Source organism: Wenzhouxiangella sp. AB-CW3 (genome assembly GCF_014725735.1).
In the GTDB taxonomy this organism is placed as follows: domain Bacteria; phylum Pseudomonadota; class Gammaproteobacteria; order Xanthomonadales; family Wenzhouxiangellaceae; genus Wenzhouxiangella.
This window is the reverse complement of record NZ_CP061368.1, coordinates 3,484,678-3,508,375: the sequence shown is the minus strand read 5'-3', so window position 1 is coordinate 3,508,375 and position 23,698 is coordinate 3,484,678. Positions and strand designations below refer to the sequence as shown.

The following is a 23,698-nucleotide window of genomic DNA, read 5'->3' as shown; positions in this document are numbered from 1 at the left end:
AATGGCTCGATTCTTGGTGATGCTGATGGCATGGGTGCCGATGGCGGCCATGGCGGTGGGTGTCGGCGATCCGGAGGCCGGTGAAGAACTGGCCGCATCCTGCGCCTCCTGTCATGGCGTGGACGGCAACAGCACGGTCAGCATCTGGCCGAAGCTCGCCGGTCAGCATCAGGATTACGCAACCCGGCAAAGCATTCTGATTCGTGAACAGAAGCGCAACGTGCCGGAGATGTATCCCATGGTGGCCGACCTGTCCGATCAGGAGCTGGCCGATATTTCGGCGTTCTACGAGCAGCAGCGCATCGAGCCCGGCGTGGCCGACGAAGACCTGGTCGAGCTTGGAAAGAAGGTCTACCAGGCCGGCAACCACGACACCGGCGTTCCGGCCTGTGCGGCCTGCCACGGTCCCTCCGGTGATGGTATTCCGGGGGCTCACTTTCCGATGGTGCGCGCCCAGCATACCGACTACACGGTCGCGCGCCTGGAGGCTTACCGTGCCGGTGAACACCATGGCGAGGACGACCCCTACAGCCAGATCATGGTGGCGGCAGCACGTAACCTGACCGATGAGGAAATTCAGGCGGTCAGCTCCTACATCGAGGGCCTGCATCGGGCGCGATAGGGTTTCACTGTTGAAGTGTCGGGGTGGAACTAGGCCGACCCGCACGGGTCAATGACATTCACGATATGACAAGACTAACGGAGTCGTTCATGCTGAAGTTCTCTGCACTGTCGCTGGGGTTCATTGTCCTGGCCGGTACGGCCATGGCCGAATCGTTTCGGGAAGGCGAACACTATCATCGTGTTGTCACCCCGGTTTCCGTGTCGGGCGAACAGGTCGAGGTGGTCGAGGCGTTCGCCTATCCCTGTCCTGCCTGTCGCAATTTCCTGCCGCATATAAAGGCGTGGGAAGAAGAACTGGACGACAATGTCAATTTCCGCCGGCTGCCGGTTGCCCTGCAGCGGGGCTGGGATCTGTTCGCACGGGCCTATTACACGGCCCAGGTCATGGACATCGATTCCGCTGCGCACGAGGCTCTGTTCAATGCCCTGCACGATGAAGGGCGCCAGTTCCAGAGCTTCGATGATATCGCCGACTTCTATGCCGAGTTCGGTGTCGAGGCCGAGGAGTTTCTCAATACCTCCGAATCCTTTGCGGTGGACTCCCGCATGCGCCAGAATCGCAACCTGATCCGCCAGTTCGGTATCCGCAGTACGCCCACGATGATTGTGCATGGCAAGTGGCGGGTGCAGCCGAACCGCTTCGACAGCTACCAGGACATGCTCGAAGCGGTCCAGTACCTGGTCGAACGCGAAGCGGCCGAACTCGAAACCGCCGCGAGCGGGGATGAAGACGAGCAGGGCGCAGCGGCCGAAAGCTGATCCGAGGTGGTTGCGCCCTCACGGCAGCTCAGGCTGCTGAGCTACAACATCCAGGCCGGCACCACGACGGGCCGCTATAGCGAGTACGTCACCCGTAGCTGGCGTCAGGTGCTGCCGAACAACCAGCGCATCGCCAACCTGGATGCCATTTCCGAACTGGTTGCCGACTACGACATCGTTGCTCTGCAGGAAGTCGACTGCGGCAGCCTGCGCTCCGGGTTTCTCAATCAGGCCAAGTACCTCGCCACCCATGCGCGGTTTCCGTTCTGGAACCATCAGGGCAACCGCAAGGTTGGCATGATTGCCCACGCCGGCAACGGCCTGCTTAGTCGTGTCGAGCCCAGCGCCATCGAGGAACACAAACTGCCCGGCGCGATTCCCGGCAGGGGCGCGATGGTGGTGCGCTTTGGCGAGGGCGATGCCGCATTGTGGCTGGTTGTTCTGCACCTTGCCCTGGGCAGGCGGGCACGCGCCCAGCAGCTTGACTACATCGCCGGGCTGGTCAGGGAGTATCCGCATGTCGTGGCCATGGGCGATCTCAACACCGGGCCGGACTCGCGAGAGCTTCGAAGCTTTTGCGACAAGGCCGGCCTGATCATTCCCGACAGCCATCTCACCTTTCCGTCCTGGCGACCGCAGCGCGCCATCGACCATATCCTGGTCTCGCCCAATATGGACATTGCCGAACTGGAAGTCCTGCCCGTGAGCTATTCGGACCACCGGCCCCTGTCGATGGTGGTTAACCTGCACCAGGATGTCGATCTACCCGATGCCGGTGGCCATGCGAATGGCGACGATGATCAGTATGCCCCCAAACAGGCGTCTTAGCCGCCTGGCCGGCAGGTGATGGGCCAGAGCCACGCCCAGCGGGGCGCCTGCCATTCCACCCAGTCCGATGCCGACCATGCCCGCCAGCCAGACTTGTCCGACAGACCAGGCAAGCCCCTCCGGCGCGGGGCCCGAGAGTACAAAGACCAGGGCACCGGCCGCGGCAATGGGCCAGCCGCAGGCCGAGGCAACGGCCACGGCCTTGACCATGGCAAAGCCGTTGCGAGCCAGGTAGGGCACGCTGAAAGTGCCCCCGCCGATGCCGATCATCGCCGAAATGCCACCGATCAGCGGGCCGGCCAGCCACCAGAGCCTGGGACGGGCAGGCCGGTCGATGTATCGCGGGCTGGCTGCCAGCAGCATGCGCAGGCCAATGGCCGCGGCAACCACGGCAAAGAAGATCGCCAGCCCCCGGCCCGGCACCCAGACGGCCAGTGCGGCGCCCGCGCCCGCGCCCAGGGCCATGGCCGGTCCCAGGCGGGCAATGGCAGACCAGTCCAGTGCGCCGCGTCGGTGCTGGAACCAGACGGCACTTCCGGCAGTCAGCAACATGGTAGCCAGTGAAGTGGCAACGGCCACGGTCACGGCGGCATCACCGCTGACTCCCAGTCCTAGCAAGAGCCAGGTGAGCGCCGGTACGATGACCAGTCCGCCGCCAATTCCGAGCAGTCCGGCGAGAATGCCGGCAACAACTCCGACAAGTAGCAGGATGAGAAGCAGGGTGAACACGAGTCGACAGGCGGCAGCAGGCGATGCGGTAACTGCGAGGCAGTTTGGGGTGTTGCGATGATGAAAGCAAGCTACTGGCGGATGGTTGTGGCGTCGCTGGTCGGCCTGGCCTTGTTGCCGTTGGCGGCTATCGCCCAGGGTGGGTCCGATGGCGCCCAGTCGTCGCGCGATAGTCAGCGCGAAGTGTTTCGCCAGGGGTGGGCCGCAGCGCGTCGAGGTAACCAGGCCGGTGTGGTGGCGGCCATCTCCGAGCTTGATGACTACCCCCTGACACCGTATCTGGAGTTCGAGTTGCTGCGCCAGCGCATCGACAAGGTCCCCGAGGTCGTCATGGAGCAGTTTCTCGCCCGCCACCGGGACTGGTCGTTTGCCGGCAGGCTGGAGACCGCGTGGCTGCGCAGCCTGGGGCGTCGGGAACAATGGGACGCGCTGCTGCTGCACGGGTCGGGAAGCCAGGATACCGAGGTGCGCTGTCATGTCGCCCATGCCCGGGTAGTGCAAGGACAACACGAAGGGCTGGAGGCCGAAGTCGAGCTACTTTGGAAAGTGGGTCGCTCGCAGCCGGATGCCTGCAATCCGGTCTTTTCCTGGTGGCGCGATCAGGGCAATCCCTCGCCGCAAGTGGCCTGGGAACGGTTTCGGCTGGCAGTCGATGCCGGTGAACAGAACCTGGCCCGCTACCTGAGGCGCTATCTGCCGGCCAGCGAGCGCGAATGGGCCGAGCGCTGGCTGCTGATGCGGTCCCGGCCGCAGAATGGATTGCGCCGGGCCCGGCATTGGCCGGACCAGGCCCACAGTCGTCTGCTGGTCAGCGCCGGTGTGCGTCAACTGGCCCGCAGCGACCAGGCCCGTGCCCGGGATCAGTGGACCCGCCTGGCGCCGCGTTTTGATTTCAGTTCCGAGCAGCGGGCAGGGGTTGAGCGCGAACTGGCACTGTTCGCCGCCGTGGCCCTGGAAGAAGACGCCCTGGAAGCCATCGATGCGCTGCCCGCCGAGGTCCGCGACCAGCAGATCCTGGCCTGGCGTGCCCGTGTGGCAATGGCGCATGATCGCTGGAACGAGGTCCTGGCCAGCATTCAGGGCATGTCGGTCGATGAGCAGGCCCAGTCTCGCTGGCGCTACTGGCGGGGGCGGGCGCTGGCGGCCCTGAATCGTCCCGATGCGCTGGTCGCCTTTGGCACCCTGGCCGGTGACTCCAACTACTACGGTTTTCTGGCCGCACTGCAACTGCAGCAGCCGCTCAACCTGTGCAGCGAGGAGTTGTCCCCGGATGCCGATGTGCAGCGTCGATTGCTGCGCGATGCCGAGTTCAAACGTGCCGTCGAGCTTTTCCATGTGGGGCTTGCCGGGCATGGCCGCACGACCTGGACCCGGGTCAGCCGGCGTCTGAGTCAGGCCGAGCTTGAGCAGGCCGCCCTGATGGCGGCAGCCGATGGCTGGCATGATCGTGCCATTGCCGCGCTCAACAGTGCTGGCAACCGCAGGGCCTATCCATGGCGTTTTCCGATGGCCGAAAAGGGAGATGTGCTGGCGTTGAGCCGGCAGTACCGGGTCGAGCCGGCGCTGGTCTACGGCTTGATGCGTGCCGAGTCCGCCATGCAGGCCGATGCACTGTCACCGGCTGGCGCCCGCGGCCTGCTGCAACTCATGCCTGCGACGGCAGCGGAGGTCGCCGGTCGCAATGGTCTGCGTTACAACGGGCAGGCTGACCTGATGGAGCCGGCCATCAATCTGCCTCTGGGGATCGCGCACCTGGCCGAGCTCCAGGAACGTTATGACGGCGACTGGGTTCGTGTAGCCGCTGCCTACAACGCGGGGATCAATGCCGTGGCGAGGTGGCAGGATTCGAGGCCGGCGACCGATGCCGACGTGTGGATGGAGACGCTGCCGTTTTTCGAGACCCGCGACTACGTGCCGCGGGTGCTGGCCTTTGCCACGATTTACGAGTGGCAGCTTGGCGAAGGACCGTCGCTGCTGGCCAGATACGCCCTGGGCAGTGACGCCCCGGGGCCCGGTTTCGCCTGCCACGTGGACTGACGGCTGGGAACGAGCAGCCTTGAGCGGTCATGGACGTGTCATTGGTTAGAATGACATCCTCGTCCATGCACTCACTTGGGTAGACAGACATGAAGATCCTGGTTCTCGGCGGGTCAGGCTTTGTCGGCAGCCACCTGGCCAGGCGGCTGGATCGGGAAGGCCATGAACTGACCATTGCCACCCGACATGCCCCTCGCTGTCGGCACCTGACCGTGCTGCCAGGAGTGCGGGTGCGCCAGTTCGATCCCCATGATGTCAACGCCCTGGCAAGGGAGCTGAAGGGTCACGATGTCGCCATCAACCTGGTCGGTATTCTCAACGAGCGCCTGCTGGGCGGTGGTCAAGGGTTCAGAAAAGCCCATGTGACGCTGGTCGAAACCCTGATCGATGCCTGCGTGCGATCGGATACTCCGCGCCTCATTCACATGAGTGCGCTGAATGCCGGACAGGGCGAGAGTCACTACCTGCGTACCCGGGGAGAGGCCGAGAACATGATTGAGGATGCCGGTCGCCAGGGCCGTTTGCAGACCACCATTCTGCGGCCTTCAACAATCTTCGGTCCCGATGACAGTTTTCTCAATCGCTTCGCCGGCTTGCTTCGGATTTCACCGCTACTGCCGCTGGCCCGGCCCGACGCGCGCTTTGCGCCGGTTTACGTCGGCGATGTCGTCGAGGCTTTTGTCCAGGTGCTTTCACGCAACGACAGCGCGGGTCAGACCTACGATTTGTGCGGTACCGAGCAGTGGCGCCTGATCGACCTGGTGCGTTGGCTGCGCGACCAGCTCGAGCTCAGGCGAGCCGTGGTCGGTCTGCCGGATGCACTGGGTCGGCTGCAGGGCATGGTGTTCGACTTCATTCCCGGCAAGCCTTTTTCATCGGACAATTACCGTTCCCTGCTACTCGACAGCGTCTGCACCAAGGACGGGTTCGCCGCATTGGGCATTCGCCCCTGGGGGATGTCGGAACTCGCGCCCAGCTGGCTGGGCCGCCAAGGGCGACAGCAGCGCTACCAGCAGTACCGACGCAAGGCGCGTCGTGACCGCGAGTAGTCGCGATCCGGCCGACGGGCTGGAGGTCTATCGTGTCGGCGGCGTCGTTCGCGACGAACTGATGGGGCGCGGCAGCGAGGATGCCGACCACGTCGTGGTCGGGGCCGGCCCCAAGGACATGCGCCGGCGTGGATTCCGGCCGGTTGGCCGGGATTTCCCCGTTTTCCTTCACCCTGTCAGCGGCGAAGAGTACGCCCTGGCGCGAACTGAGCGCAAGCAGGGCCGCGGATACCACGGTTTCGTGTTCCACACCGGCCCCGACGTCACCCTGGAAGACGATCTGGCCCGGCGTGACCTGACCATTAACGCCATGGCCCGTTCGGCCGATGGCCGCCTGATCGATCCTTTTGACGGTCGTCGGGACCTGATCGACCGGGTGCTTCGGCATGTTTCGCCGGCCTTTCGGGAAGACCCGGTGCGCATTCTCAGGCTGGCGCGTTTCGCCGCCCGGTTTCCGGACTTCCGCATCGCCCGGCAAACCCTGAAGCTGTGCCGAGGCATGGTCCGGGAAGGCGAGGTGGATCATCTGGTTCCGGAGCGGGTCTGGCAAGAGATGTCGCGGGCCCTGATGGAGCACAGCCCGGCGCGCTTTATCGAGGTGTTGCGGGAAACCGGTGCGCTGGCCGTGCTGTTGCCCGAAGTCGACCGGCTGTTTGGCGTACCGCAGGCCCCGGAGTATCACCCCGAGATCGATACCGGGATTCATACCCTCATGGTTCTCGAGCAGTCGGCCCTCCTCGACGCGCCGCTGGCTGCCCGTTTCGCCAGCCTGGTCCATGATCTGGGCAAGGGTCTGACCCCGCGCGATCAGTGGCCGCGCCATCGGGGGCACGAGAAAGCCGGACTGGCGCCCATTCGCGCCGTTAGCGACCGGTTGCGCGTGCCGGCGGAATGCCGTGAGCTGGCCTTGCTGGTCGGTGAGCTTCACCTGCATGCCCATCGTGCCCTGGAGCTGCGCCCGGGCACGGTGGTGACATTGTTCGAAAGCCTGGATGTCTACCGGCGGCCGCAGCGGTTGACGCCTTTTCTTCAAGCTTGCGAGGCCGACTGGCGCGGTCGCAAGGGGCTGGAACACCGAACCTATCCCCAGGCCGACTTTCTCCGGGACGCTCTGGAGGCATCGGCCTCGGTCAATGCGCGCGCGTTTGTCGAGCAGGGGCTGAAAGGTCCGGCCATCGCCCGGGCCCTGCGGGAGGCACGCATTGCCTCGGTCGCGGCGCTCCGGTCGCGATGAACTGAAATTCATCGGCACCATTTACATTCACTGCTGTCAACTGGTGGTCGCGCGGTCGCCCAGGTCGCTCCGCGTGAGGGATTACGAGCTGGAGAAACAACTTGCCTCTTACACGTTTAGGACTGAGCAACCCGGTTGCCGTTGCCGTGGGCTGCATTTTGCTGGTCATTTTTGGCCTGCTGAGTCTGTCGCGCCTGCCGATTCAGATGACGCCCAATATCGACCGGCCAACCATCTCGGTATCGACCGGCTGGCGGGCCGCGGCCCCGGCCGAGATCGAATCGGAGATCATCGAGCCGCAGGAAAACCAGTTGCGCGATGTGCCGGGATTGCAGCGCATGATCTCGACGGCCAGCCAGGGCCGTGGCTCGATCAATCTCGAGTTCGATGTCGGTGCCGATCTCAACCGCGCCCTGATCGAGGTCATCAATCGTCTCAACCAGGTGCCGCGCTATCCGGCCGATGCCAGCGAACCGACCGTGCGCGTGGGGTCTGATCAGTTCGGCGACACCATTGCCTGGTTCTCCATCCGCCCGATGGAGGGCAATGATCGACCCATCATCGAGTATCACGACCTGGTCGAGGAGGTCGTCAAGGAACGACTGGAACGCCTGCCTGGTGTGTCTTCGGCCAACCCGAGGGGCGGTCGACCCTTCGAGGTCCGCATCACCTTCGATCCCTACCAGGCTGCCACGATCGGGGTCGACCTGACGCGCATCGGCCTGGCCCTGGGCGAGAACAACGATGTATCCGGCGGTTTTCGCGAGGTCGGCCGGCGCCAGTACACGCTGCGCTTTGCCGGGCAATACGAGATTGCCGATATCGAGAACCTGGTTCTGGAGTGGCGGGAAGGTCGCCCTGTCTACCTGGGAGACGTGGCCACCGTCGAGCGCACCATGCGCGATGCCACTGGTGTCATGACCCAGAACGGCGGCCCGTCGATTTCCATGAACATCATTTCCGAGCCCGGCGTCAACGTGCTCGAAGTGATGGCCGATATCCAGGAGACCATGGCCGAGCTCCAGGAGTCTCATCTTGAACCCAACGGCCTGTATTACGTGCAGGTCTCCGACGACACGATTTATATCCGTCAGTCCGTGGCCATGGTGGCGACCAATCTGCTGCTGGGCATGAGCCTGGCCATCCTGGTGCTTTGGTGGTTCTTCCGGCGCCTGAGAGCCACCCTGATGGTGGCGCTGGCCATTCCCCTGTGCCTGTGTTTCGCCTTCCTGGTGCTCGACAGTGTCGACCGCACGCTCAATGTCATTTCCCTGGCCGGACTGGCCTTCGCGACCGGGATGGTGCTGGATGCGGCCATCGTGGTACTGGAGAACATCGTGCGTCAGCGCGAAATGGGACGCGCGCCGCTTGAGGCATCCGACCGCGGCGCCGGCCAGGTGTGGGGCGCCCTGCTGGCCTCGACTGCCACCACCGTGGCCATCTTCGTGCCGGTGATTTTCCTGCAGGACGAAGCCGGTCAGCTCTTCGCCGATCTGGCCGTCGTGATTTCCGCGGCCATCGTGTGCTCGCTTCTGGTCGCCATCGTCGTCTTGCCCGCGGCCAGCTACCGTCTACTCGGCGATGCCGAGCTGCGTGATCGACATGGTCACTGGTGGCAGGCGGTAACCCGGCGCATCATGCTACTGACCGATACGCCGCGCCGGCGCTGGGGATGGATCGGGGGACTGACCCTGGTACCACTGCTGATTGGCGCCCTGCTGATTCCGCCGGCCGACTACCTGCCCGAAGGGCAGCGCAACTTCGTGTTCGGTTTCCTGCAAACGCCTTCGGGAATGGGTCCGGAAACGGCCGAGCGTGAATTGATCGATCCCATCAACGAACGTCTTCGACCGTACATTGAAGGCGAGAAGGAGCCGAAGATCGCCAACAGTTTTGTGGGTTTTTTCGGTACTGGCGCTTTCATGGGGTTCCGGGCAGAGAATCCGCGCGAAGTCGATCGCATGATGGACATCGTCAACAACGAAGTGCTGGCCGGTTTCCCCGATACCTTCGGTCGCGCCAATCGCTCGCCGATCTTCGGCGGGCGTGGCAGCCGCAGCATCGACGTCAACCTGCAGGCGGCCGATTTCGAGGATCTCCTCGAGGCCGGTCAGGTCGGTTTTGATCTGGTTCAGCGTGAGTTGCCCGGCGCTACCGTCAGACCGCAGCCCGGCCTGGAACTGGCCGAACCGGAATTGCGGTTGCGGCCCGATGACCGGCGTATTGCCGAGCTCGGCTGGACGCGCGGCGATGTGGCGACGCTGATCCGCGCGTTGGGCGATGGTGCTTTTCTGGGCGATTACTTTGATGGCGATCGTCGACTGGACGTGATCCTGCGCGGCGAATCCTGGTTGACGCCCGAGGAGTTCATGGCCATGCCGGTCGCAACTCCTTCGGGGCGCATGGCCACGCTGGGTGAGCTCACCGAGCTGGAACGGACCGCCGGACCCAACCAGATTCGGCGTGTCGACCGCCGGCGTACCATGACCCTGCAGGTCACGCCGCCATCGGGCGTGCCCATGGAAACGGCCATCGAGATCCTGCAGCAACAGGTCGAGCCGGCCATACGCCAGGCGCTGCCGCCGGATGGTGTCGTCACCTATCGCGGTACCGCCGAAGCGCTGGGTGAGACACTCAGAAACCTGGGCGGCAGTTTCCTGCTGGCCATCGTGATTCTGTACCTGCTGATCTCGGCATTGTTCCGCTCGTTCCGCGATTCCATCCTGGTGCTGATGACCATCCCCATGGCGACAGTCGGCGGCATCGTCGCCTTAAGGCTGACCGGTTGGATCACCGGCCAGGCCATGGACATGCTGACGATGATCGGCTTTGTCATTCTGCTTGGCCTGGTGGTCAACAACGCCATCCTGCTGGTGTATCGCGCCCGGGACGGGGAACGCGAGGGCATGAGTCGGCGCGAGGCGGTGGAGACCGCCGTTCGCCTGCGCCTGCGACCGATCCTGATGAGCACGACCACCAGCCTGTTCGGCATGATGCCGCTGCTGTTGCTGCCGGGTGCCGGCACCGAACTCTACCGTGGGCTGGCCGCGGTCATCGTCGGCGGCATGGCCGTCAGTACCCTGTTCACATTGATCCTGCTGCCCAGCCTGCTGCGGGTCAACGAGGAAAAACAACCGGCTGCCTCCAGCGAGGTGGTGCCGGCATGAGGAAGGATTGCATGAACCATACGACGCGCCTGATTCTGGCCGTGACCATTCTTTTGCCGGGCATCAGCCTGGCCCAAGTCGGCGGTACGCCGCCCGTGGACCTGAGCGAAGCCAGGATGACTACCATGGCGCCCACCATGCAGGTGGCCGGTACGGTGGTTTCGCGCTCGGACGCCTTCTTGTCCGCGGAGGTCGATGGGCGCCTGATCGAGGTGGCCGATATCGGCTCACGGGTCGATGCTGGCGACGTGGTCGCCCGGATCGAGGATACCTCGCTCAAGCTCCGTGCCCGCGAACTGGAGTCGGAGATCACCCGCGCCGAGGCCCGGCTGAACTTCCTTGAGGCGGAGTTGCGTCGTTTTGAACGTCTGGCCGAGACCAATCTGGCCGCCCTGAGCCAGATCGAGCAGACCCGCTCGGAGCGCGATGTGGCCGGTAGCGATCTGGCCGTGGTACGTGCCCGGCTTGACCAGGTCGAGGACCAGATCGAGCGCACCCGGATCACGGCGCCGTTTCCGGGCGTGGTCGCCGAACGCGCCGCCCAGGCCGGTGAACGTGTGGCCGCCGGTACCCGGGTGGTGCGGATGGTCAATCCCGACAGTCTCGAAGTCGTGGCGCGGGCACCGCTGAGCTATTACCGTTTCGTCCAGCCCGGCGATGAACTGGCCATTACCGTGGCCGGAGAGATCCTGCATGCCCCGTTGCGAACCACCGTGAGCGTGGGCGGCGAGGCGCGCCATGTCTTCGAATTGAGGCTGGACCTCGATGCCGCCCTGCCCGTCGGCCAGACCGTGCGCGTGACCGTACCCACGGCCGATGTACGCGAAGTGCTGGCCGTGCCGCGTGACGCGCTGGTGTTGCGTGGCGACGGAATCGCCGTGTTCATCGTCGACGAGGACAACAAGGCGCGACGCATACGTGTCACCACCGGCATAGGCGAAGGCGAGTGGATCGAGGTGCGCGGATCCATCCGGGAAGGCGATCGCGTGGTCATTCGCGGCAACGAGCGCCTGCGCGCCGGTCAGGAGGTCTCGGTCAGGGAGAGCTGATCCCGGCCGGCGATGCCGGCCAGTCGAGCCTCAGGGTATCGGCCCACCTGAAGGTTCGGCGGCGACAGCGAACACCCTTTGTCGCCCATCGTCGACCAGGCGCACGCGGCAGCGGTACAGGCGGCTCAGGTTCTCGGTGGTCAGTAATTCCCGGGTTGGGCCGGCGTCCCATTCGCCGTCGCCGTAAAGTAGCAGCACATGCGAGCAGTAGCAGGTGGCGAGATTGACCTCGTGCAAGGCCATGAGGGCGGTCTTGCGATGCTCCCGAACCAGTCTGTGGAGCACGTTGAGAATAGTGACCTGGTTGGCCGGATCCAGATGGTTGGTGGGCTCGTCGAGCAGCATCACTTCGGGGTCCTGGACCAGCAGCGTGGCCAGCGCCAGTCGGCGAGACTCGCCGCCGGAAAGATCCATGCAACTGCGCGAGGCCAGGTCCCGCATGCCCAGCTCCTCCAGTGCCAGTCGGGCGAGATCATGATCCTGCTGGCGCTCCCTGCCGATGGGGCCAAGGTGGGGATGGCGGCCGACCAGGGCGGTTTCCAGACAACTGGCATCAAAGGCATAGTGCGTGTGCTGGGGCAGCATGCCCAGGTGTCGGGCAATGATTCGCCGCTTCAGGTCGGTCATGGGCCGATCATTGAGTCGAATGCCGCCGGTCAGCGGCGGGTGCAGTCCGGCCAGTGTTTTCAGCAGAGTGGTCTTGCCGACACCGTTGGGGCCCAGCAGCCCCCAGAATTCGCCCTCGCGGATAGCCAGGTTCAGGGCCGTGGCCACCTGCACCTGGCCGATGCGCACGTCCAGATCATGCGCGCTGAGTCGCGACAGGCTGACGTGATTCATCGGATTCGACTGGCTCGATAGAGCAGCAGCAGAAACAGCGGCACGCCGATCAACGCGGTCAGCACGCCCACGGGCAACTGACGCGGTGCGATCAAAGTGCGTGCCGCGGTATCGGCAAGCACCAGAAAGCTGCCGCCGAACAGAGCGGCGGCCGGCAGCAGCCTGCGATGATCGGCGCCGATGACCAGCCGCATCAGGTGCGGCACGATCAGCCCGACAAAGCCGACCGCGCCGGCGATCGACACCGCCAGGGCGGTGAGCAGCGAGGCAATCACGTAGATTTCCCAGAAGCGCACGCGCGTGGCCTCGCCGAGCAGGGCAGCCTGCATCTCTCCACCGGCCATGACATTAAGGCTGCGCGCCCTGAACCACAGCAGACCCAGTCCGGCGGCAAGCGCCGGCAGCCACCAGGCCGACAGGCCGGCATAGCTCAGGTCGCCCATCAGCCAGTACAGCATGCTGCGCAGGCTGGCGTCCGGGCCCATGGCCAGGATCAGCGATATGATCGCCCCCCAGCCGGCCGCCACCACCACCCCGGTGAGCAGCACCCGGGTGGTGCTCCACGGACCGCGTCCGCGGGCCAGGACAAAGACCAGCACCATGGTCAGCAGTGCTCCGCCAAAAGCCAGCAGGGGTACCGGCAGGAAGGTCAGACCCGCAGCCATGCCCAGCAGTGCAAAAGCGGCCGCACCACCGGACAGGCCGAGAATGTATGGATCGGCGAGCGGATTGCGCAGCAGGACCTGCATCAGGCAGCCGGCCATGGCCAGCAGGGCACCGGTGATGAAAGCGGCAATGGCACGCGGAAACCGCAGCTCGGCAATGACTCGCGACATTGCCGGGTCATCCGTCCATGGCCAGACCCATCCGCCACTGCCCCAGCTGGAGGCCAGCAACAGGCTCACTGGCACCAGCGCGGGCAGCAGGATCCAGAGAACAATCAGGCGTGCGGCTGGTGTGCCGGGCATGAATTGATTACCATTCGAGGCAGTTGAATTGATTGCGGCCCGGTATGATAGCCGGGTACGCCAGACAAGGCCATGATAGACCCGGACGGTTTCCGCCCCAATGTGGGCATCGTGCTGGCCAGGGATGACGGGCGCGTTTTTTGGGCGCGCCGTGCCGGCAAGGATGGCTGGCAATTTCCCCAGGGCGGCATGCACACCGATGAAACGCCTGTTGAGGCGATGTATCGCGAACTGGCCGAGGAAACCGGCCTGAAGCGCGAGCATGTCAGCGTGCTGGGCTCCACGCCCGGCTGGTTGCGGTATCGCTTGCCCCGACGGTACCGCCGTCGTCACCAGAAGCCGATCTGCGTCGGGCAGAAGCAGGTGTGGTTCCTGCTGCACTTCCTGGCCGACGACGATGCCTTTCAGCTCGATTCGGCCGAGAAGCCGGAATTCGACCAGTATCGCTGGGTCGACTTCTGGTACCCGGTGCGCCATGTCATTCCCTTCAAGCGAAGGGTCTACGTGCGTGCGCTGAGGCATCTTGAACCGATGCTTCCTGGACAGGAACAACAAGACCAATCATCAGAAACGGAGTGATTCAATGAGCAATCTCAGACTGACGGCCCTGCTCGCGCTGGTCGTGGCGCTGCCGGCGCCGGCCGACTGGTTCAGCGAACAGGAAATTGAAACGGCGCGCGAACTGCGCGAGCGGGCGCTGGCCGGCGACGGCGGCTTCGAGATCGTGGCCGACCTGACCACCCGCATCGGGCCGCGCATGGCCGGCACCGAGGCCGATGCAAAAGCCGTGGCCTGGGCCGAGGAGTTGCTCAACGATATCGGCTTTGACCGGGTCTGGCTCGAGCCGGTGACCTTCGACACCTGGCACCGTGAATTCGAGCGGGTGACGGTACGCGCACCGGGTGTGACAGAGCAGGAACTGGTTTCGCTGGCACTGGGATTTACGCCGGCCACGCCGGAAGGTGGCATCGAGGCCGAGGTCGTGATGTTCGAGGACCTGGCCGCGCTCCAGGCCGCTGACGCCGAAGCGGTCGAAGGCCGCATTGTCTTCATCGCCAACCGCATGGAGCGTAGCCGGGACGGCTCGACCTACGGGCCGGCCGTGCAGGCGCGATCACAGGGCCCGCAGGTTGCTGCCGAGAAAGGGGCAGAAGCCATCGTGATTCGCTCGATCGGCACTTCGAACAACCGTTTCGCTCACACCGGAATGACGCGCTTTGACGATGCATCACAGGCCATTCCCGCCGTGGCCATTTCCAATCCGGATGCCGATCAGCTAGAGCGCATGGTGGCGCTGGGCGAGCCGGTGACGGTGCATGTCGAGGTCAGCGCCGTCTACAGCGAGCCTTACACCAGTCACAACGTGATCGCCGAGATCACCGGCTCTGAGTCACCGGAAAGAATCGTTGCCCTGGGCGCCCATCTGGACTCATGGGATGTGGGTACCGGTGCGCTTGATGATGGTGCCGGCATTGCCATCATCACCGATGCCGCGCGCCTGATCCTCGACCTGGACGAGCGCCCGAAGCGCTCGATTCACGTGATCTACTTCGCGGCCGAGGAAATCGGTCTGCTGGGCGGGCGTGCCTGGGCCGAGAAACACCATAAGAACTTCGAGAATTACCAGCTCGGTGCCGAATCGGACTTCGGCGCCGGCCCGATCTACGAGATTGCCGCCCGGGTCAGTGATGAGGCCTGGCCGGTGATCGAGGCCATTCAGGCCGAGCTTGAACCGCTGGGCATCGAGCTGGGCGGACGCGAGGCCTCGGGCGGACCTGATTTCATTCCGTCGCTGCCCCATGGTCTGGCCGTGGTCGACCTGCGTCAGGATGGCACCGACTATTTCGACTATCATCACACCGACAACGACACCCTCGACAAGATCGACCCGGACAACCTGGCCCAGAACTCGGCCGCCTACGCCGTACTGGCCTGGCTCGCCGCCCAGTCGCCGAAGGATTTCGGTTCCGGCCCGGAACTGCTTGAGCAGTAATTCCGTCCATGCCGCGATTGCTGCTCAATCTCAGAAACGTGCCCGAGGACGAAAGCGAGGAGGTGCTCGATCTGATGGCGCGTCATCACATCGAGTGTTACCAGACGCCGCCTGGCCCGCTGGGCATCACCGCCGGCGGCATCTGGGTGAAGGAACGGGATGACTACCCGCGGGCGCGCGAGTTGATGGACGAGTACCAGGCCGAGCGCGCCCGGCGTGCTCGGGCCGAGCACGACCAGGCCGTTCGCGAGGGCCGGGCCGAGACGCTGGGCACGGCGATGCGCCGACGGCCGGTGCAGGTTCTGCTCTACATCGGCCTGGCGATTTTCATCCTGGTGATCTTCTTCGGACCGGTGGTGGCGCTGTTTCGTGCCGGTAGTGGGTAGGGCCGTAGGGCCGGTAATGGATCGTCGTGAGTCGTTGGGGCTTCGGGGCGGCCTCAAATGGGAGGATTCGCTGAAGGCCTTGCCACCGCGTTGAACTGAAGCGGATCCTCCCACTTGAGGCCAGCCTCGAAGCCACACCGGGTCATCCCGCAAAGGCCCGTCGTGCCCGCGCAGAGTTATTCAGAGGCTCCCTAGGCGTTGTTGATGGTTTTTCAACCTGCCGGCCGAATGGCCGGTTGGCCGACGGCTGTTGATTCCAGTCCATCGAGCACTTCCAGCACCTGCTGGCCGTAGCGTGCGAGTTTGTGTTCGCCCACGCCGCTGACCGTGGCCAGTTCCTCCAGCGTAGACGGGCGGGCTTCGAGGATGGCGGCCAGGGTGGCGTCGTGAAAGATCACGTAGGGCGGCACCTCTTCGGCGCGTGCGGTTTCCAGCCGCCAGGATTTCAGCGCCAGCCATTCGCTGGACTCGGTATCGACATCCACCGTGGTTCTGGTCTTGCTGGATGTCTTGGCCGCCGGTGCGGCATCACGGCGCATCCGGATCGACACCTCGCCGCGCAACAGTTCGCGGCACTGTTCGCTCAGGCGCAGGCCGCCGTGGCCTTCGGGGTCGGGCAGCAGATGGCCGGCGGCGAGCAGTTGCCGGAGTACCGAGTGCCAGCTCTTGCGATCGATGTCGGAGCCGATGCCGAAGGTGCTGACCCGGTCGTGACCGAACTGGCGCACCCGCTCGGTTTCCTTGCCCAACAGCACGTCGACAAGGTGGGTGGCCCCGAAGCGCTGACCCGTGCGGTAGACGCACGACAGGGCCATGCGCGCGGCCTCGGTGGCATCCCAGGTCTCTGGCGGATTCAGGCAGTTGTCGCAGTTGCCGCAGTCGCCGGCATGGTCCTCGCCGAGGTAGCCCAGCAGCGGCGGGCGTCGGCAGCCGGCGTGTTCGCAGTAGGCCAGCAGCGATTCGAGGCGTTCGCGCTCGAGCTTCTGCTGTGCTTCCGGTGCCGAGGACTGGCTTAGCAACTGGCGGATCTGCACCACGTCGGACAGGCCGTAGACCATCCAGGCATCGGCCGGCAGGCCGTCGCGCCCGGCTCTCCCGGTTTCCTGGTAGTAGGACTCGATGCTCTTGGGCAGGTCGAGGTGGGCGACGAAGCGGACATCGGGCTTGTCGATTCCCATGCCGAAGGCGATGGTGGCGCAGATGATCAGGCCATCCTCGTTGATGAAGCGGTCCTGGTGGGCCTGGCGGGTGGCCGCATCCAGCCCGGCATGGTAGGGCAGGGCATCGAATCCCTGTTCGGCCAGAAAGCGGGCGGTGTCCTCGGCGCGTTTTCTCGAAAAGCAATAGACAATGCCCGAGTGACCGGCGTGGCGCGAGCGGATGAAGGCGAGCAGCTGGCGTTTGGCATTCTGCTTGATGCCGACGCTGTAGCGGATATTGGGCCGGTCGAAACTGTCGATGAAGGTCTCGCCGCCGTCGGGCAGCAGGCGCCGGGCGATCTCGCCACGGGTGCGCTCGTCGGCGGTGGCGGTCAGCGCGATGCGCGGGATGGCCGGGAAGCGCTGGGCAAGCACATCAAGCTGCAGGTACTCGGGGCGAAAGTCGTGGCCCCATTGCGACACGCAATGCGCTTCGTCGATGGCAAACAGCGACAGCTCGATGCGCTCGAGCAGCGAGAGCATGGGCGGCCTGAGCAACCGTTCGGGGGCGACGTAGACCAGGTCCAGTCCGCCGGCGAGCAGTCTTTGTTCGTTGCGTCGCCGGGTGTCGGCATCGAGGCTGGAGTTGAGCACCGCAGCGGCCACGCCGTTGTGGGCCAGGGCCTCGACCTGGTCGCGCATCAGCGCGATCAGCGGCGAGACCACCACCGCCGTGCCGGGTCGTATCAGAGCCGGGATCTGGTAACACAGCGACTTGCCGCCGCCGGTCGGCATCAGGACCAGGGCATTGGAACCAGCGACCACGGTCTCGATGATATCGCGCTGTCGGCCACGAAAATGCTCGTATCCGAACACGCTCTTGAGCAGTTGTTCGGCTTCTGTTGCAGGCTCGGTCGCGCGGACGGTGGTCATGTGCTTGGAGATCGACAGGTCGCTGGCGAAACCATAGCAGAAGACCGGGTTGGGGCGAGATCGGAAGGAGGTGTGATCCGCTGTAGGAGATTGTCTCCTTACAGGTCTCCGGCAAGCAGTTCGGTGAGTTGTTCGGCCCATAGCTGGTGACCGCGAACGCCGGGGTGAAAGCCGTCGTGGCAGAAGAGCTCCTGCGACCGGCCGTCGAAGTTCATGGGGGCATGGATGACGTCGCTTCTTGATGCAGCCAGTTCGGCCGAGGCGGCATCGAGCATCCGTGCGCGCAGGCCCAGCATGCCGGCCAGGGGTTGAGGCAGGGCGGGAAAGTGTTGCATGGGCGGGACGCCGGAGAGCACGATTCGCCCGGGTTGGCAGCGCTCGGTCAGGCCATCGAACAGTGTGGCCAGTCCGGCCTGCCAACCGCGCGCGCCGGTCAGCTGCAGGCAATCATTGACACCCAGGCCAATCAGCACCAGGTCGACTGACCTTTCCGGTATCTGCGGCAGCAACTGATCACAGGTGTCGGCCACCGTGACGCCGCCGCGGGCAACGATCGACCAGTTTGTCGCCCGGCCGCTCTGCCTGGCCAGCCGTTCGGCCAGCCCTGCAATCACGGTCTGATCGGCGCTGTCCAGCCCCACGCCGGCCAGCGGCGATTCACCCACGGCCAGCAGCCTCAGTGGTGGCTGTTCGCCATCGATTTGTCCGTATCTCAGTCCCGGGGCTTCGGGCAGTCGCGGGGTGTTTCGCTTGACACGCCTGCCCTGCAGCAGATAGGCCGGCGCGCCGACCAGCGCCAGCGCGGCCAGGACTCGCCAGCCGGTGAGGGTGTCAATCAAGGCCAAGTTGCTGTGCGGCGTGGTCAGCGCGCTCGACCCGTTGTTCCAGATCCGAGGCAGCGACAGCCCGCCCGCCGGCAAACTCCGGCCAGCCCTGGCCGTGGCGATGACACAGTCCCGCCAGGACTTTCACGTGCATGTCGGAATCATTCAGGCAGGGAATGTAGTCCAGGGCCTCGCCGCCGGCTTCGATGAACTCCTCGCGGTTTTCGAAGGCGATCTCGTCGATGGTCTCCAGGCAGTCAACCGAGAACCCCGGGCACACCACCTGCACGTTGCGGGTACCGTTCTTTGCCATCTGCTCGAGCGTGACGTCGGTATAGGGCTTGAGCCATTCGGCCCGGCCCAGGCGCGACTGGAAGGTGCAGATCCAGTCGTCATCAGCCAGGCCCAGCCGCGCGGCCACCTGGCGCGCGCTGGCCCGGCATTGGCAGTAATAGGGGTCGCCGTCCAGAAGGTACTGCTTGGGGATGCCGTGAAAGGAGAACACCAGTTTTTCCGGCTGACCCTTGTCCTTTTGAAAACGCCGCACGGAATCGGCGATAGCCTTCTGCCAATCCTCGTCGTGGTGGTAGTCATTGATGAAGCGCACTTCCGGCAGCCAGCGCAGGCGCTGCAGCGAGTTCGTGACGCGATCGAATACCGATGCCGTGGTGGTGGCCGAGTATTGCGGGTACATGGGTACGACCAGCAGGCGCTGAATGTTTTCCCGGCGCAGCCGATCGACCGCCTGGTCGATGGACGGCCGGCCGTAGTTCATGGCCAGCAGCACGCTGATCTGTGGCGAGGTTTGTCTCAGGTCCGCCTGCAGCTTGTCGGCCAGGGCGCGGCATAGGGTCAGCAGTGGTGAGCCCTGTTCTGTCCAGACGCGCTGGTAGGCCTTGGCCGAGCGCGGCGAACGAAACGGAAGAATGATGCCGTAGAGTATCAGCCACCAGATGGCGCGCGGTGTTTCGATCACCCGCCGATCCGACAGGAACTCTCGGAGGTAGCGACGCAGGGAGGGTGTGTCGGGCGCATCCGGGGTGCCCAGATTGACCAGCAATACGCCGGTTTTCGGGGTCTTGCAGTGGGCAACGGTGTCACGAACCGCTGCACGATTCTCGGCCGGGGTGTTGATGAAGCCTGCCATTTGCACGGGTCCTGCAATAGGGTGATGAATGCATTGTAGGAGGTTTTGTTTCTCTCTGTCGTGAGCGTCAAGGAACTCTGCGCCGTCGTGCCCGCGCAGAGTTGTTCAGAGCTTCCCAAGGTCGCTTTTGCTTGCCGATCAGTCTGTTGACGATGAGTCTTGTGTGGGAACTTTGTGACAGTTCTGCTATGATTGATCTTGTCGGAGTCTGTACATCGAAGGAAAAGAATGCGAGCTTCCGCGCTGCCGTGGCGGTCTGTGCTGCTGACCCTGATTTTCATGGTCAGCGCTTCGGCGTGGGCGGAGCCTTTTGGTTACAGCATCAATTCGCGCGGCGATTTTTCCGACAACAGCCGAGTTTTTGCCTTGTGGCGCGTCAACCTGGTCAATGGAGACGCCGAATATATTGGCTGGACCGGGCGGGGCGACTTCATTGACATCGAAGGTATGGCATTCAGTCCGGACGGCCGGTTGTTCGGTGCCGATGACAATACCAATACGTTGGTGCGTATTGGAACGTCGTCGGGAAATGCCATTGCCGTGGGTGGTCGCGAGAACAATACTGGAATCCCGCTGGGCACCAGCATGGATTTCGGTATGACCTTCACCTGCGACGGGCGCCTGCTGGTGTCGTCGGCCGGTACGGGTGAGCTTTTCCATGCCGACGAGGAGAGTGGTCTGCTGGAGCGCATTGGTGATCTGGGACTGCCCTTGGTTGATCTGGCGGTCGTCGGCGATCAGGTCTACGGCCTGGGTCTGGGGACAGATCGAGATGGAACAACGGCGGTGCCGAATCTGTACAGGGTTGATGCGGAAACTGCGTCAGCCGAGCTAATAGGGGCGCTTGGCTCGGCAGCCAGTCCCTACAACCAGGCCGGCCTGGCAGCCGATGAAGACGGGCAGCTCTGGGCAATTACCGATCGCAACCGGGTCTTCGGCGATGACGATACCGAGGCCCGCCCCAGCGAAATCCTGCGCATCGACCCGGAAACCGGTCGGGCCACCCGGGCGGCTGAAACCATTGTCGGCATCGAATCACTGGCCATTGGTCCGCCCAGCCAGTGTGATGGAGACGGGGGGCGCGACGTGGGCATGGAATCAGACGAGGTCCATGCCATTCCGCTCATGAGCGATGCGGGTCGCTGGCTGCTCCTGCTGCTGCTGGTCTTGCCGGCGGCATGGCACTTGCGTCGCACGCAATCCTGATACACTGACAGTTCCTGAATTCACCCCCGCACGGCGAGGCGCATTCTCATGGGTATCGGCAATATCGGCTGGTTCCAGATCCTGGTGATCCTCCTGATCGTACTGCTGATTTTCGGAACCAAGCGCATCCGCAATCTCGGCAGCGATCTGGGAGGCGCCATCCGCGAGTTTCGCAAAGGCGTCAGCGAGGATGACAGCTCGAACGGGGAGGACGATGAGTCCGACGAGTCCCCCGAGCCGGAATCGTCGACACGCTCGGAAAGGTCCGATTCCAACGGTACCTGAGCGATGAGCGGCATCGGCTTCAGTGAGCTGTTGCTGCTGGCCCTGATCGCCCTGCTGGTGGTCGGGCCGCGTCGACTGCCGGAAATCGCGCGCACGGCCGGCCAGCTTTCCCGCACTGCCCGCAACGCCTGGCAAAGCCTGAAATCGGAGTTCCAGGCCGAGATGGACCGTGAACACAACCGGCGCATCATGGCCGGCGACACGGAATCGTCTTCCGAAGAGAACCGCACGGAGCAGGATGATGAACGATCCCGAGGCGCCTGAACAGGAAGCCACGCTGATCGAGCATCTCCTGGAGCTGCGTTCGCGCCTGCTCCGGGCGATCCTGGCCATCGGCGTGATCCTGATCGTACTGGCGCCGTTTGCCCGCGTGCTTTACTCATGGCTGGCCGAACCTCTGGTGCGTCACCTGCCCGAAGGCAGCAGCATGATCGCCATTGACGTGGCCTCGCCCTTTCTCACCCCGTTCAAGCTGGTGCTCATTCTGGCGCTGCTGCTGGCCATGCCGGTGGTGATTTACCAAGCCTGGGCGTTTGTTGCTCCCGGCTTGTACCGACACGAAAAGCGGCTTGCTCGGCCGCTTCTTTTCATGGCCGTCGGCCTGTTCTATGCCGGCTGCGCGTTTGCCTACTTCGTTGTCTTTCCGGTGGTGTTTGCCTTTTTCACCACCATGGCGCCGGAGGGTGTGGCGGTGATGACCGACATCAACCGCTACCTGGATTTCGTGCTGACGCTGTTCATTGCTTTCGGGCTGGCGTTCCAGGTGCCGGTGGCCACGCTGATCCTGGTTGCGCTGGGCGTGACCACGCCCGAGGCGCTGGGACGCATGCGCGGCTACGTCATCGTCGGTGCCTTTGTCGTGGCCATGCTGATCACGCCGCCCGACATGATCTCCCAGACCCTGCTCGCCCTGCCGGTGCTGGCCCTGTTCGAACTGGGGATCATCATGTCACGCGTGCTGGTCACGCACGCGCCAAAGCCTGACGACGAGGCCGGCGACGGCCCGCGGAAATTCGGTCGGTCCGGCCGGTCCTGAGTCAAGGTGTCCGTTCAGGCCAGCAGTTGCCGGTCCTCTCCGTCGCCCTGATCATCGCCGTCGGTCGGCAGTTCGAAAACGTCCCGAAAGGCCACGTACTGGGTGGCGGCCATGACCATCTGCACGAACATGGTGACCAGCAAAAACAGCACCTGCGCCAGCATGGCTCCCACCTCGCCCAGGGCGATACTGACCACCGAACTCAGCACCAGCAGGATCAGACCGACGGCCAGGGCAAACAGAAAGACGGCCATCCCCAGTCCGATAAAGGCGAGGAGATTGTGAAGTATGGCTTGCAGGCTTTGCAGCAGGGAGCGCATGACCGGCTGACGGGCAAACATCACCAGCGGGATGGCGAAATACAGGGTCGCCATGACCAGCAACATGACCAGTGCGGCCAGCAGGACGCCGCCACCCACGGAGGTTTCGGCCAGGGTGGCAGCCAGCGCTTCGGGCGAGGCCATGGCGGCTTCCAGCTGCTCGGCGTCAAGTTGTGCGCCCAGCCAGCCGGCCAGAATGCTCACGGCGACCACGCTGCCGACGATGCCCCAGAGTCCGAGCAGCAACAGCATGCCGCGTCGCTGCGGGTCCTGCCAGCCGGCAAACAGGGTAGTGGGTGCCGGCCGCTGGCCGGCCGCGACCTGCGCGCAGGCATACAGAACGCCGGCGGTGAGCAGCGGGGTCAGTACGGCCAGCAGGCCCTGGCCGATGATCGGGATGACGGCCACCAGCGAAACCAGCAGCCACAGTCCGGCCACGCCGGCCAGTGGCCCCGGGCTGGAAAACAGCAGTTCTGCGCCGGCTGGCAGCCAGCGCAGCCCGCGTCCAAAGCGGATCTTGCGTACCCGGATGTTCATGTTCAGCTCCGTTTTTGTACTGCCGCGCTGGCCAGCGCCGATTGCGCCGACCAGCGGTGGGTTTGTTCCAGCGCCTTTGCGGCCTGCTCGGGCTCGGCCACCGTCTGCCACATGTCCAGGTGGGTCTGGTTCATGAAATGCTCGGAGACGCTGTGATGCAGGAAATCCAGCAGGCGGTCGTAATAGCCGGCGGTATTGATCAGCACGATGGGGCCCAGAAATTGCCCCAGGCGTTTCAGTGTCATGGCCTCGAACAGTTCCTCGAAGGTGCCGCAGCCGCCGGGCAGGGCAATGACGGCATCGGAGTCCTCAAGCATGCGGGCCTTGCGTGTGCGCATGTCCGGCACCACTTCCAGAGAAGTCAGGTGCTGGTGTCCCTGTTCGACGCGGGTGAGAAACTCGGGAATGATGCCGTGAACCTCGCTGCCGGCGGCCAGTGCCGCATCGGCCATCGCTCCCATCAGGCCATGGCCACCGCCGCCGTACACAAGTCGGTATCCTGTACGTCCCAGGGCCGTGCCCAGGCGCGCGGCGGCGTCGATGTAGGCCGAATCCAGCGCCTGGCTGGAGGCGGCGTAAACGGTGACGGTCCTGATTGGCATTTGAGC

General features: G+C 64.3%; 22 protein-coding genes and 1 pseudogene. 15 read left to right on the top strand and 8 right to left on the bottom strand.

Translation table 11 applies throughout. From position 1 onward, the window contains the following. Window position 1 precedes the first annotated feature (1 nt). The 3 genes from IC757_RS15150 (at window position 2) to IC757_RS15140 (ending at window position 2,211) form a co-directional block, all read left to right on the top strand. Window positions 2-622: a c-type cytochrome gene (locus tag IC757_RS15150; RefSeq protein ID WP_190975119.1), complete on the top strand. Its 621-nt coding sequence runs from the start codon at window positions 2-4 to the stop codon at window positions 620-622. Window positions 623-711: 89 nt separating this feature from the next. After that, on the top strand, window positions 712-1,383 hold the full coding sequence (locus IC757_RS15145; RefSeq protein ID WP_190975118.1) for a thiol:disulfide interchange protein DsbA/DsbL: 672 nt from the start codon (window positions 712-714) through the stop codon (window positions 1,381-1,383). Window positions 1,384-1,389: 6 nt separating this feature from the next. Beyond that, entirely contained in the window at window positions 1,390-2,211 is an 822-nt protein-coding gene (locus IC757_RS15140) for an endonuclease/exonuclease/phosphatase family protein (RefSeq protein ID WP_190975117.1), read from the top strand. Here the strand turns inward: IC757_RS15140 and IC757_RS15135 are convergent. After that, window positions 2,146-2,940 (bottom strand): sulfite exporter TauE/SafE family protein, encoded by a 795-nt coding sequence (locus IC757_RS15135; RefSeq protein WP_190975116.1) that lies wholly within the window; start codon window positions 2,938-2,940, stop codon window positions 2,146-2,148. The genes IC757_RS15140 and IC757_RS15135 overlap by 66 nt on opposite strands. Window positions 2,941-2,997: 57 nt before the next feature. Here IC757_RS15135 and IC757_RS15130 point away from each other — a divergent pair, with 57 nt between their 5' ends. The 5 genes from IC757_RS15130 to IC757_RS15110 all read left to right on the top strand — a co-directional run bounded on the left by IC757_RS15130 (window position 2,998) and on the right by IC757_RS15110 (window position 11,476). Next, window positions 2,998-4,977, top strand: coding sequence for a lytic transglycosylase domain-containing protein (locus IC757_RS15130; RefSeq protein WP_190975115.1), 1,980 nt, complete (start codon window positions 2,998-3,000; stop codon window positions 4,975-4,977). Between the two features lie 89 nt (window positions 4,978-5,066). Beyond that, window positions 5,067-6,026: a complex I NDUFA9 subunit family protein gene (locus IC757_RS15125; protein ID WP_190975114.1), complete on the top strand. Its 960-nt coding sequence runs from the start codon at window positions 5,067-5,069 to the stop codon at window positions 6,024-6,026. 19 nt (window positions 6,027-6,045) lie between these two features. Further along, window positions 6,046-7,260, top strand: a complete 1,215-nt coding sequence (locus tag IC757_RS15120) for a multifunctional CCA addition/repair protein (protein ID WP_190977061.1) — start codon at window positions 6,046-6,048, stop codon at window positions 7,258-7,260. A gap of 101 nt (window positions 7,261-7,361) precedes the next feature. Then, a complete protein-coding gene (locus IC757_RS15115) occupies window positions 7,362-10,427 on the top strand; it encodes an efflux RND transporter permease subunit (RefSeq protein WP_190975113.1) in 3,066 nt (1,021 codons plus the stop codon). Between the two features lie 11 nt (window positions 10,428-10,438). After that, window positions 10,439-11,476 carry an efflux RND transporter periplasmic adaptor subunit gene (locus tag IC757_RS15110; RefSeq protein ID WP_190975112.1) on the top strand — a complete coding sequence of 346 codons (1,038 nt, stop codon included), beginning with the start codon at window positions 10,439-10,441 and terminating at the stop codon, window positions 11,474-11,476. 30 nt (window positions 11,477-11,506) lie between these two features. On the opposite strand, the gene IC757_RS15105 is transcribed toward IC757_RS15110, so the two are convergent. Next, complete coding sequence (locus tag IC757_RS15105; protein WP_223846155.1) at window positions 11,507-12,316, bottom strand: ABC transporter ATP-binding protein; 810 nt, start codon at window positions 12,314-12,316, stop codon at window positions 11,507-11,509. Continuing rightward, window positions 12,313-13,284 (bottom strand): FecCD family ABC transporter permease, encoded by a 972-nt coding sequence (locus IC757_RS15100; protein ID WP_190975111.1) that lies wholly within the window; start codon window positions 13,282-13,284, stop codon window positions 12,313-12,315. The genes IC757_RS15105 and IC757_RS15100 overlap by 4 nt, the downstream gene beginning before the upstream one ends. 72 nt (window positions 13,285-13,356) lie before the next feature. Here IC757_RS15100 and IC757_RS15095 point away from each other — a divergent pair, with 72 nt between their 5' ends. The 3 genes from IC757_RS15095 to IC757_RS15085 are packed head-to-tail and all read left to right on the top strand — an operon-like array spanning window position 13,357 to window position 15,663. Beyond that, window positions 13,357-13,863 (top strand): RNA pyrophosphohydrolase, encoded by a 507-nt coding sequence (locus IC757_RS15095; RefSeq protein WP_190975110.1) that lies wholly within the window; start codon window positions 13,357-13,359, stop codon window positions 13,861-13,863. 4 nt (window positions 13,864-13,867) lie between these two features. Continuing rightward, entirely contained in the window at window positions 13,868-15,277 is a 1,410-nt protein-coding gene (locus IC757_RS15090; protein WP_190975109.1) for a M20/M25/M40 family metallo-hydrolase, read from the top strand. Window positions 15,278-15,285: 8 nt separating this feature from the next. After that, the gene (locus tag IC757_RS15085; RefSeq protein WP_190975108.1) at window positions 15,286-15,663 is read left to right on the top strand and encodes a DUF6164 family protein; all 378 of its coding nucleotides are present in this window, start codon (window positions 15,286-15,288) and stop codon (window positions 15,661-15,663) included. A gap of 212 nt (window positions 15,664-15,875) precedes the next feature. Here IC757_RS15085 and recQ read toward each other — a convergent pair whose 3' ends face one another. The 3 genes from recQ to hemH all read right to left on the bottom strand — a co-directional run bounded on the left by recQ (window position 15,876) and on the right by hemH (window position 19,706). Then, window positions 15,876-17,735, bottom strand: a complete 1,860-nt coding sequence (gene recQ / locus IC757_RS15080; RefSeq protein WP_190975107.1) for a DNA helicase RecQ — start codon at window positions 17,733-17,735, stop codon at window positions 15,876-15,878. A gap of 98 nt (window positions 17,736-17,833) precedes the next feature. After that, a complete protein-coding gene (locus tag IC757_RS15075) occupies window positions 17,834-18,574 on the bottom strand; it encodes an SGNH/GDSL hydrolase family protein (protein ID WP_190975106.1) in 741 nt (246 codons plus the stop codon). After that, window positions 18,567-19,706, bottom strand: a complete 1,140-nt coding sequence (gene hemH / locus IC757_RS15070) for a ferrochelatase (RefSeq protein WP_190975105.1) — start codon at window positions 19,704-19,706, stop codon at window positions 18,567-18,569. The genes IC757_RS15075 and hemH overlap by 8 nt, the downstream gene beginning before the upstream one ends. Before the next feature lie 228 nt (window positions 19,707-19,934). Between hemH and IC757_RS15065 the strand changes: the two genes are divergently transcribed. The 4 genes and pseudogenes from IC757_RS15065 to tatC form a co-directional block, all read left to right on the top strand. Continuing rightward, window positions 19,935-20,912 carry a hypothetical protein gene (locus IC757_RS15065; protein ID WP_190975104.1) on the top strand — a complete coding sequence of 326 codons (978 nt, stop codon included), beginning with the start codon at window positions 19,935-19,937 and terminating at the stop codon, window positions 20,910-20,912. A 48-nt stretch (window positions 20,913-20,960) separates the two neighbouring features. Beyond that, on the top strand, window positions 20,961-21,197 hold the full coding sequence (tatA, locus tag IC757_RS15060; RefSeq protein WP_190975103.1) for a twin-arginine translocase TatA/TatE family subunit: 237 nt from the start codon (window positions 20,961-20,963) through the stop codon (window positions 21,195-21,197). A gap of 3 nt (window positions 21,198-21,200) precedes the next feature. Next, complete coding sequence (tatB, locus tag IC757_RS15055) at window positions 21,201-21,461, top strand: Sec-independent protein translocase protein TatB (protein WP_190975102.1); 261 nt, start codon at window positions 21,201-21,203, stop codon at window positions 21,459-21,461. Further along, window positions 21,436-22,203: pseudogene (gene tatC / locus IC757_RS15050) on the top strand (twin-arginine translocase subunit TatC); the annotation flags it as partial. The gene tatB and the pseudogene tatC, both read left to right, overlap by 26 nt. 44 nt (window positions 22,204-22,247) lie before the next feature. On the opposite strand, the gene IC757_RS15045 reads toward tatC, so the two are convergent. Then, on the bottom strand, window positions 22,248-23,090 hold the full coding sequence (locus IC757_RS15045) for a BPSS1780 family membrane protein (RefSeq protein WP_190975100.1): 843 nt from the start codon (window positions 23,088-23,090) through the stop codon (window positions 22,248-22,250). Window positions 23,091-23,092: 2 nt separating this feature from the next. Continuing rightward, window positions 23,093-23,692: a TIGR00730 family Rossman fold protein gene (locus IC757_RS15040; protein WP_190975099.1), complete on the bottom strand. Its 600-nt coding sequence runs from the start codon at window positions 23,690-23,692 to the stop codon at window positions 23,093-23,095. Between the last annotated feature and the right edge of the window lie 6 nt (window positions 23,693-23,698).

What these genes read in the sequence shown, in the direction of transcription:
- IC757_RS15150 (WP_190975119.1), top strand. Translation starts at nt 2, where the DNA reads ATGGCTCGATTCTTGGTGATGCTGATGGCATGGGTGCCGATGGCGGCC.
- IC757_RS15145 (WP_190975118.1), top strand. Translation starts at nt 712, where the DNA reads ATGCTGAAGTTCTCTGCACTGTCGCTGGGGTTCATTGTCCTGGCCGGT.
- IC757_RS15130 (WP_190975115.1), top strand. Translation starts at nt 2,998, where the DNA reads ATGATGAAAGCAAGCTACTGGCGGATGGTTGTGGCGTCGCTGGTCGGC.
- IC757_RS15125 (WP_190975114.1), top strand. Translation starts at nt 5,067, where the DNA reads ATGAAGATCCTGGTTCTCGGCGGGTCAGGCTTTGTCGGCAGCCACCTG.
- IC757_RS15110 (WP_190975112.1), top strand. Translation starts at nt 10,439, where the DNA reads ATGAACCATACGACGCGCCTGATTCTGGCCGTGACCATTCTTTTGCCG.
- IC757_RS15105 (WP_223846155.1), bottom strand. Translation starts at nt 12,316, where the DNA reads ATGAATCACGTCAGCCTGTCGCGACTCAGCGCGCATGATCTGGACGTG.
- IC757_RS15100 (WP_190975111.1), bottom strand. Translation starts at nt 13,284, where the DNA reads ATGCCCGGCACACCAGCCGCACGCCTGATTGTTCTCTGGATCCTGCTG.
- IC757_RS15095 (WP_190975110.1), top strand. Translation starts at nt 13,357, where the DNA reads ATGATAGACCCGGACGGTTTCCGCCCCAATGTGGGCATCGTGCTGGCC.
- IC757_RS15090 (WP_190975109.1), top strand. Translation starts at nt 13,868, where the DNA reads ATGAGCAATCTCAGACTGACGGCCCTGCTCGCGCTGGTCGTGGCGCTG.
- IC757_RS15085 (WP_190975108.1), top strand. Translation starts at nt 15,286, where the DNA reads ATGCCGCGATTGCTGCTCAATCTCAGAAACGTGCCCGAGGACGAAAGC.
- recQ (WP_190975107.1), bottom strand. Translation starts at nt 17,735, where the DNA reads ATGACCACCGTCCGCGCGACCGAGCCTGCAACAGAAGCCGAACAACTG.
- hemH (WP_190975105.1), bottom strand. Translation starts at nt 19,706, where the DNA reads ATGGCAGGCTTCATCAACACCCCGGCCGAGAATCGTGCAGCGGTTCGT.
- IC757_RS15065 (WP_190975104.1), top strand. Translation starts at nt 19,935, where the DNA reads ATGCGAGCTTCCGCGCTGCCGTGGCGGTCTGTGCTGCTGACCCTGATT.
- tatA (WP_190975103.1), top strand. Translation starts at nt 20,961, where the DNA reads ATGGGTATCGGCAATATCGGCTGGTTCCAGATCCTGGTGATCCTCCTG.
- tatB (WP_190975102.1), top strand. Translation starts at nt 21,201, where the DNA reads ATGAGCGGCATCGGCTTCAGTGAGCTGTTGCTGCTGGCCCTGATCGCC.
- IC757_RS15045 (WP_190975100.1), bottom strand. Translation starts at nt 23,090, where the DNA reads ATGAACATCCGGGTACGCAAGATCCGCTTTGGACGCGGGCTGCGCTGG.
- IC757_RS15040 (WP_190975099.1), bottom strand. Translation starts at nt 23,692, where the DNA reads ATGCCAATCAGGACCGTCACCGTTTACGCCGCCTCCAGCCAGGCGCTG.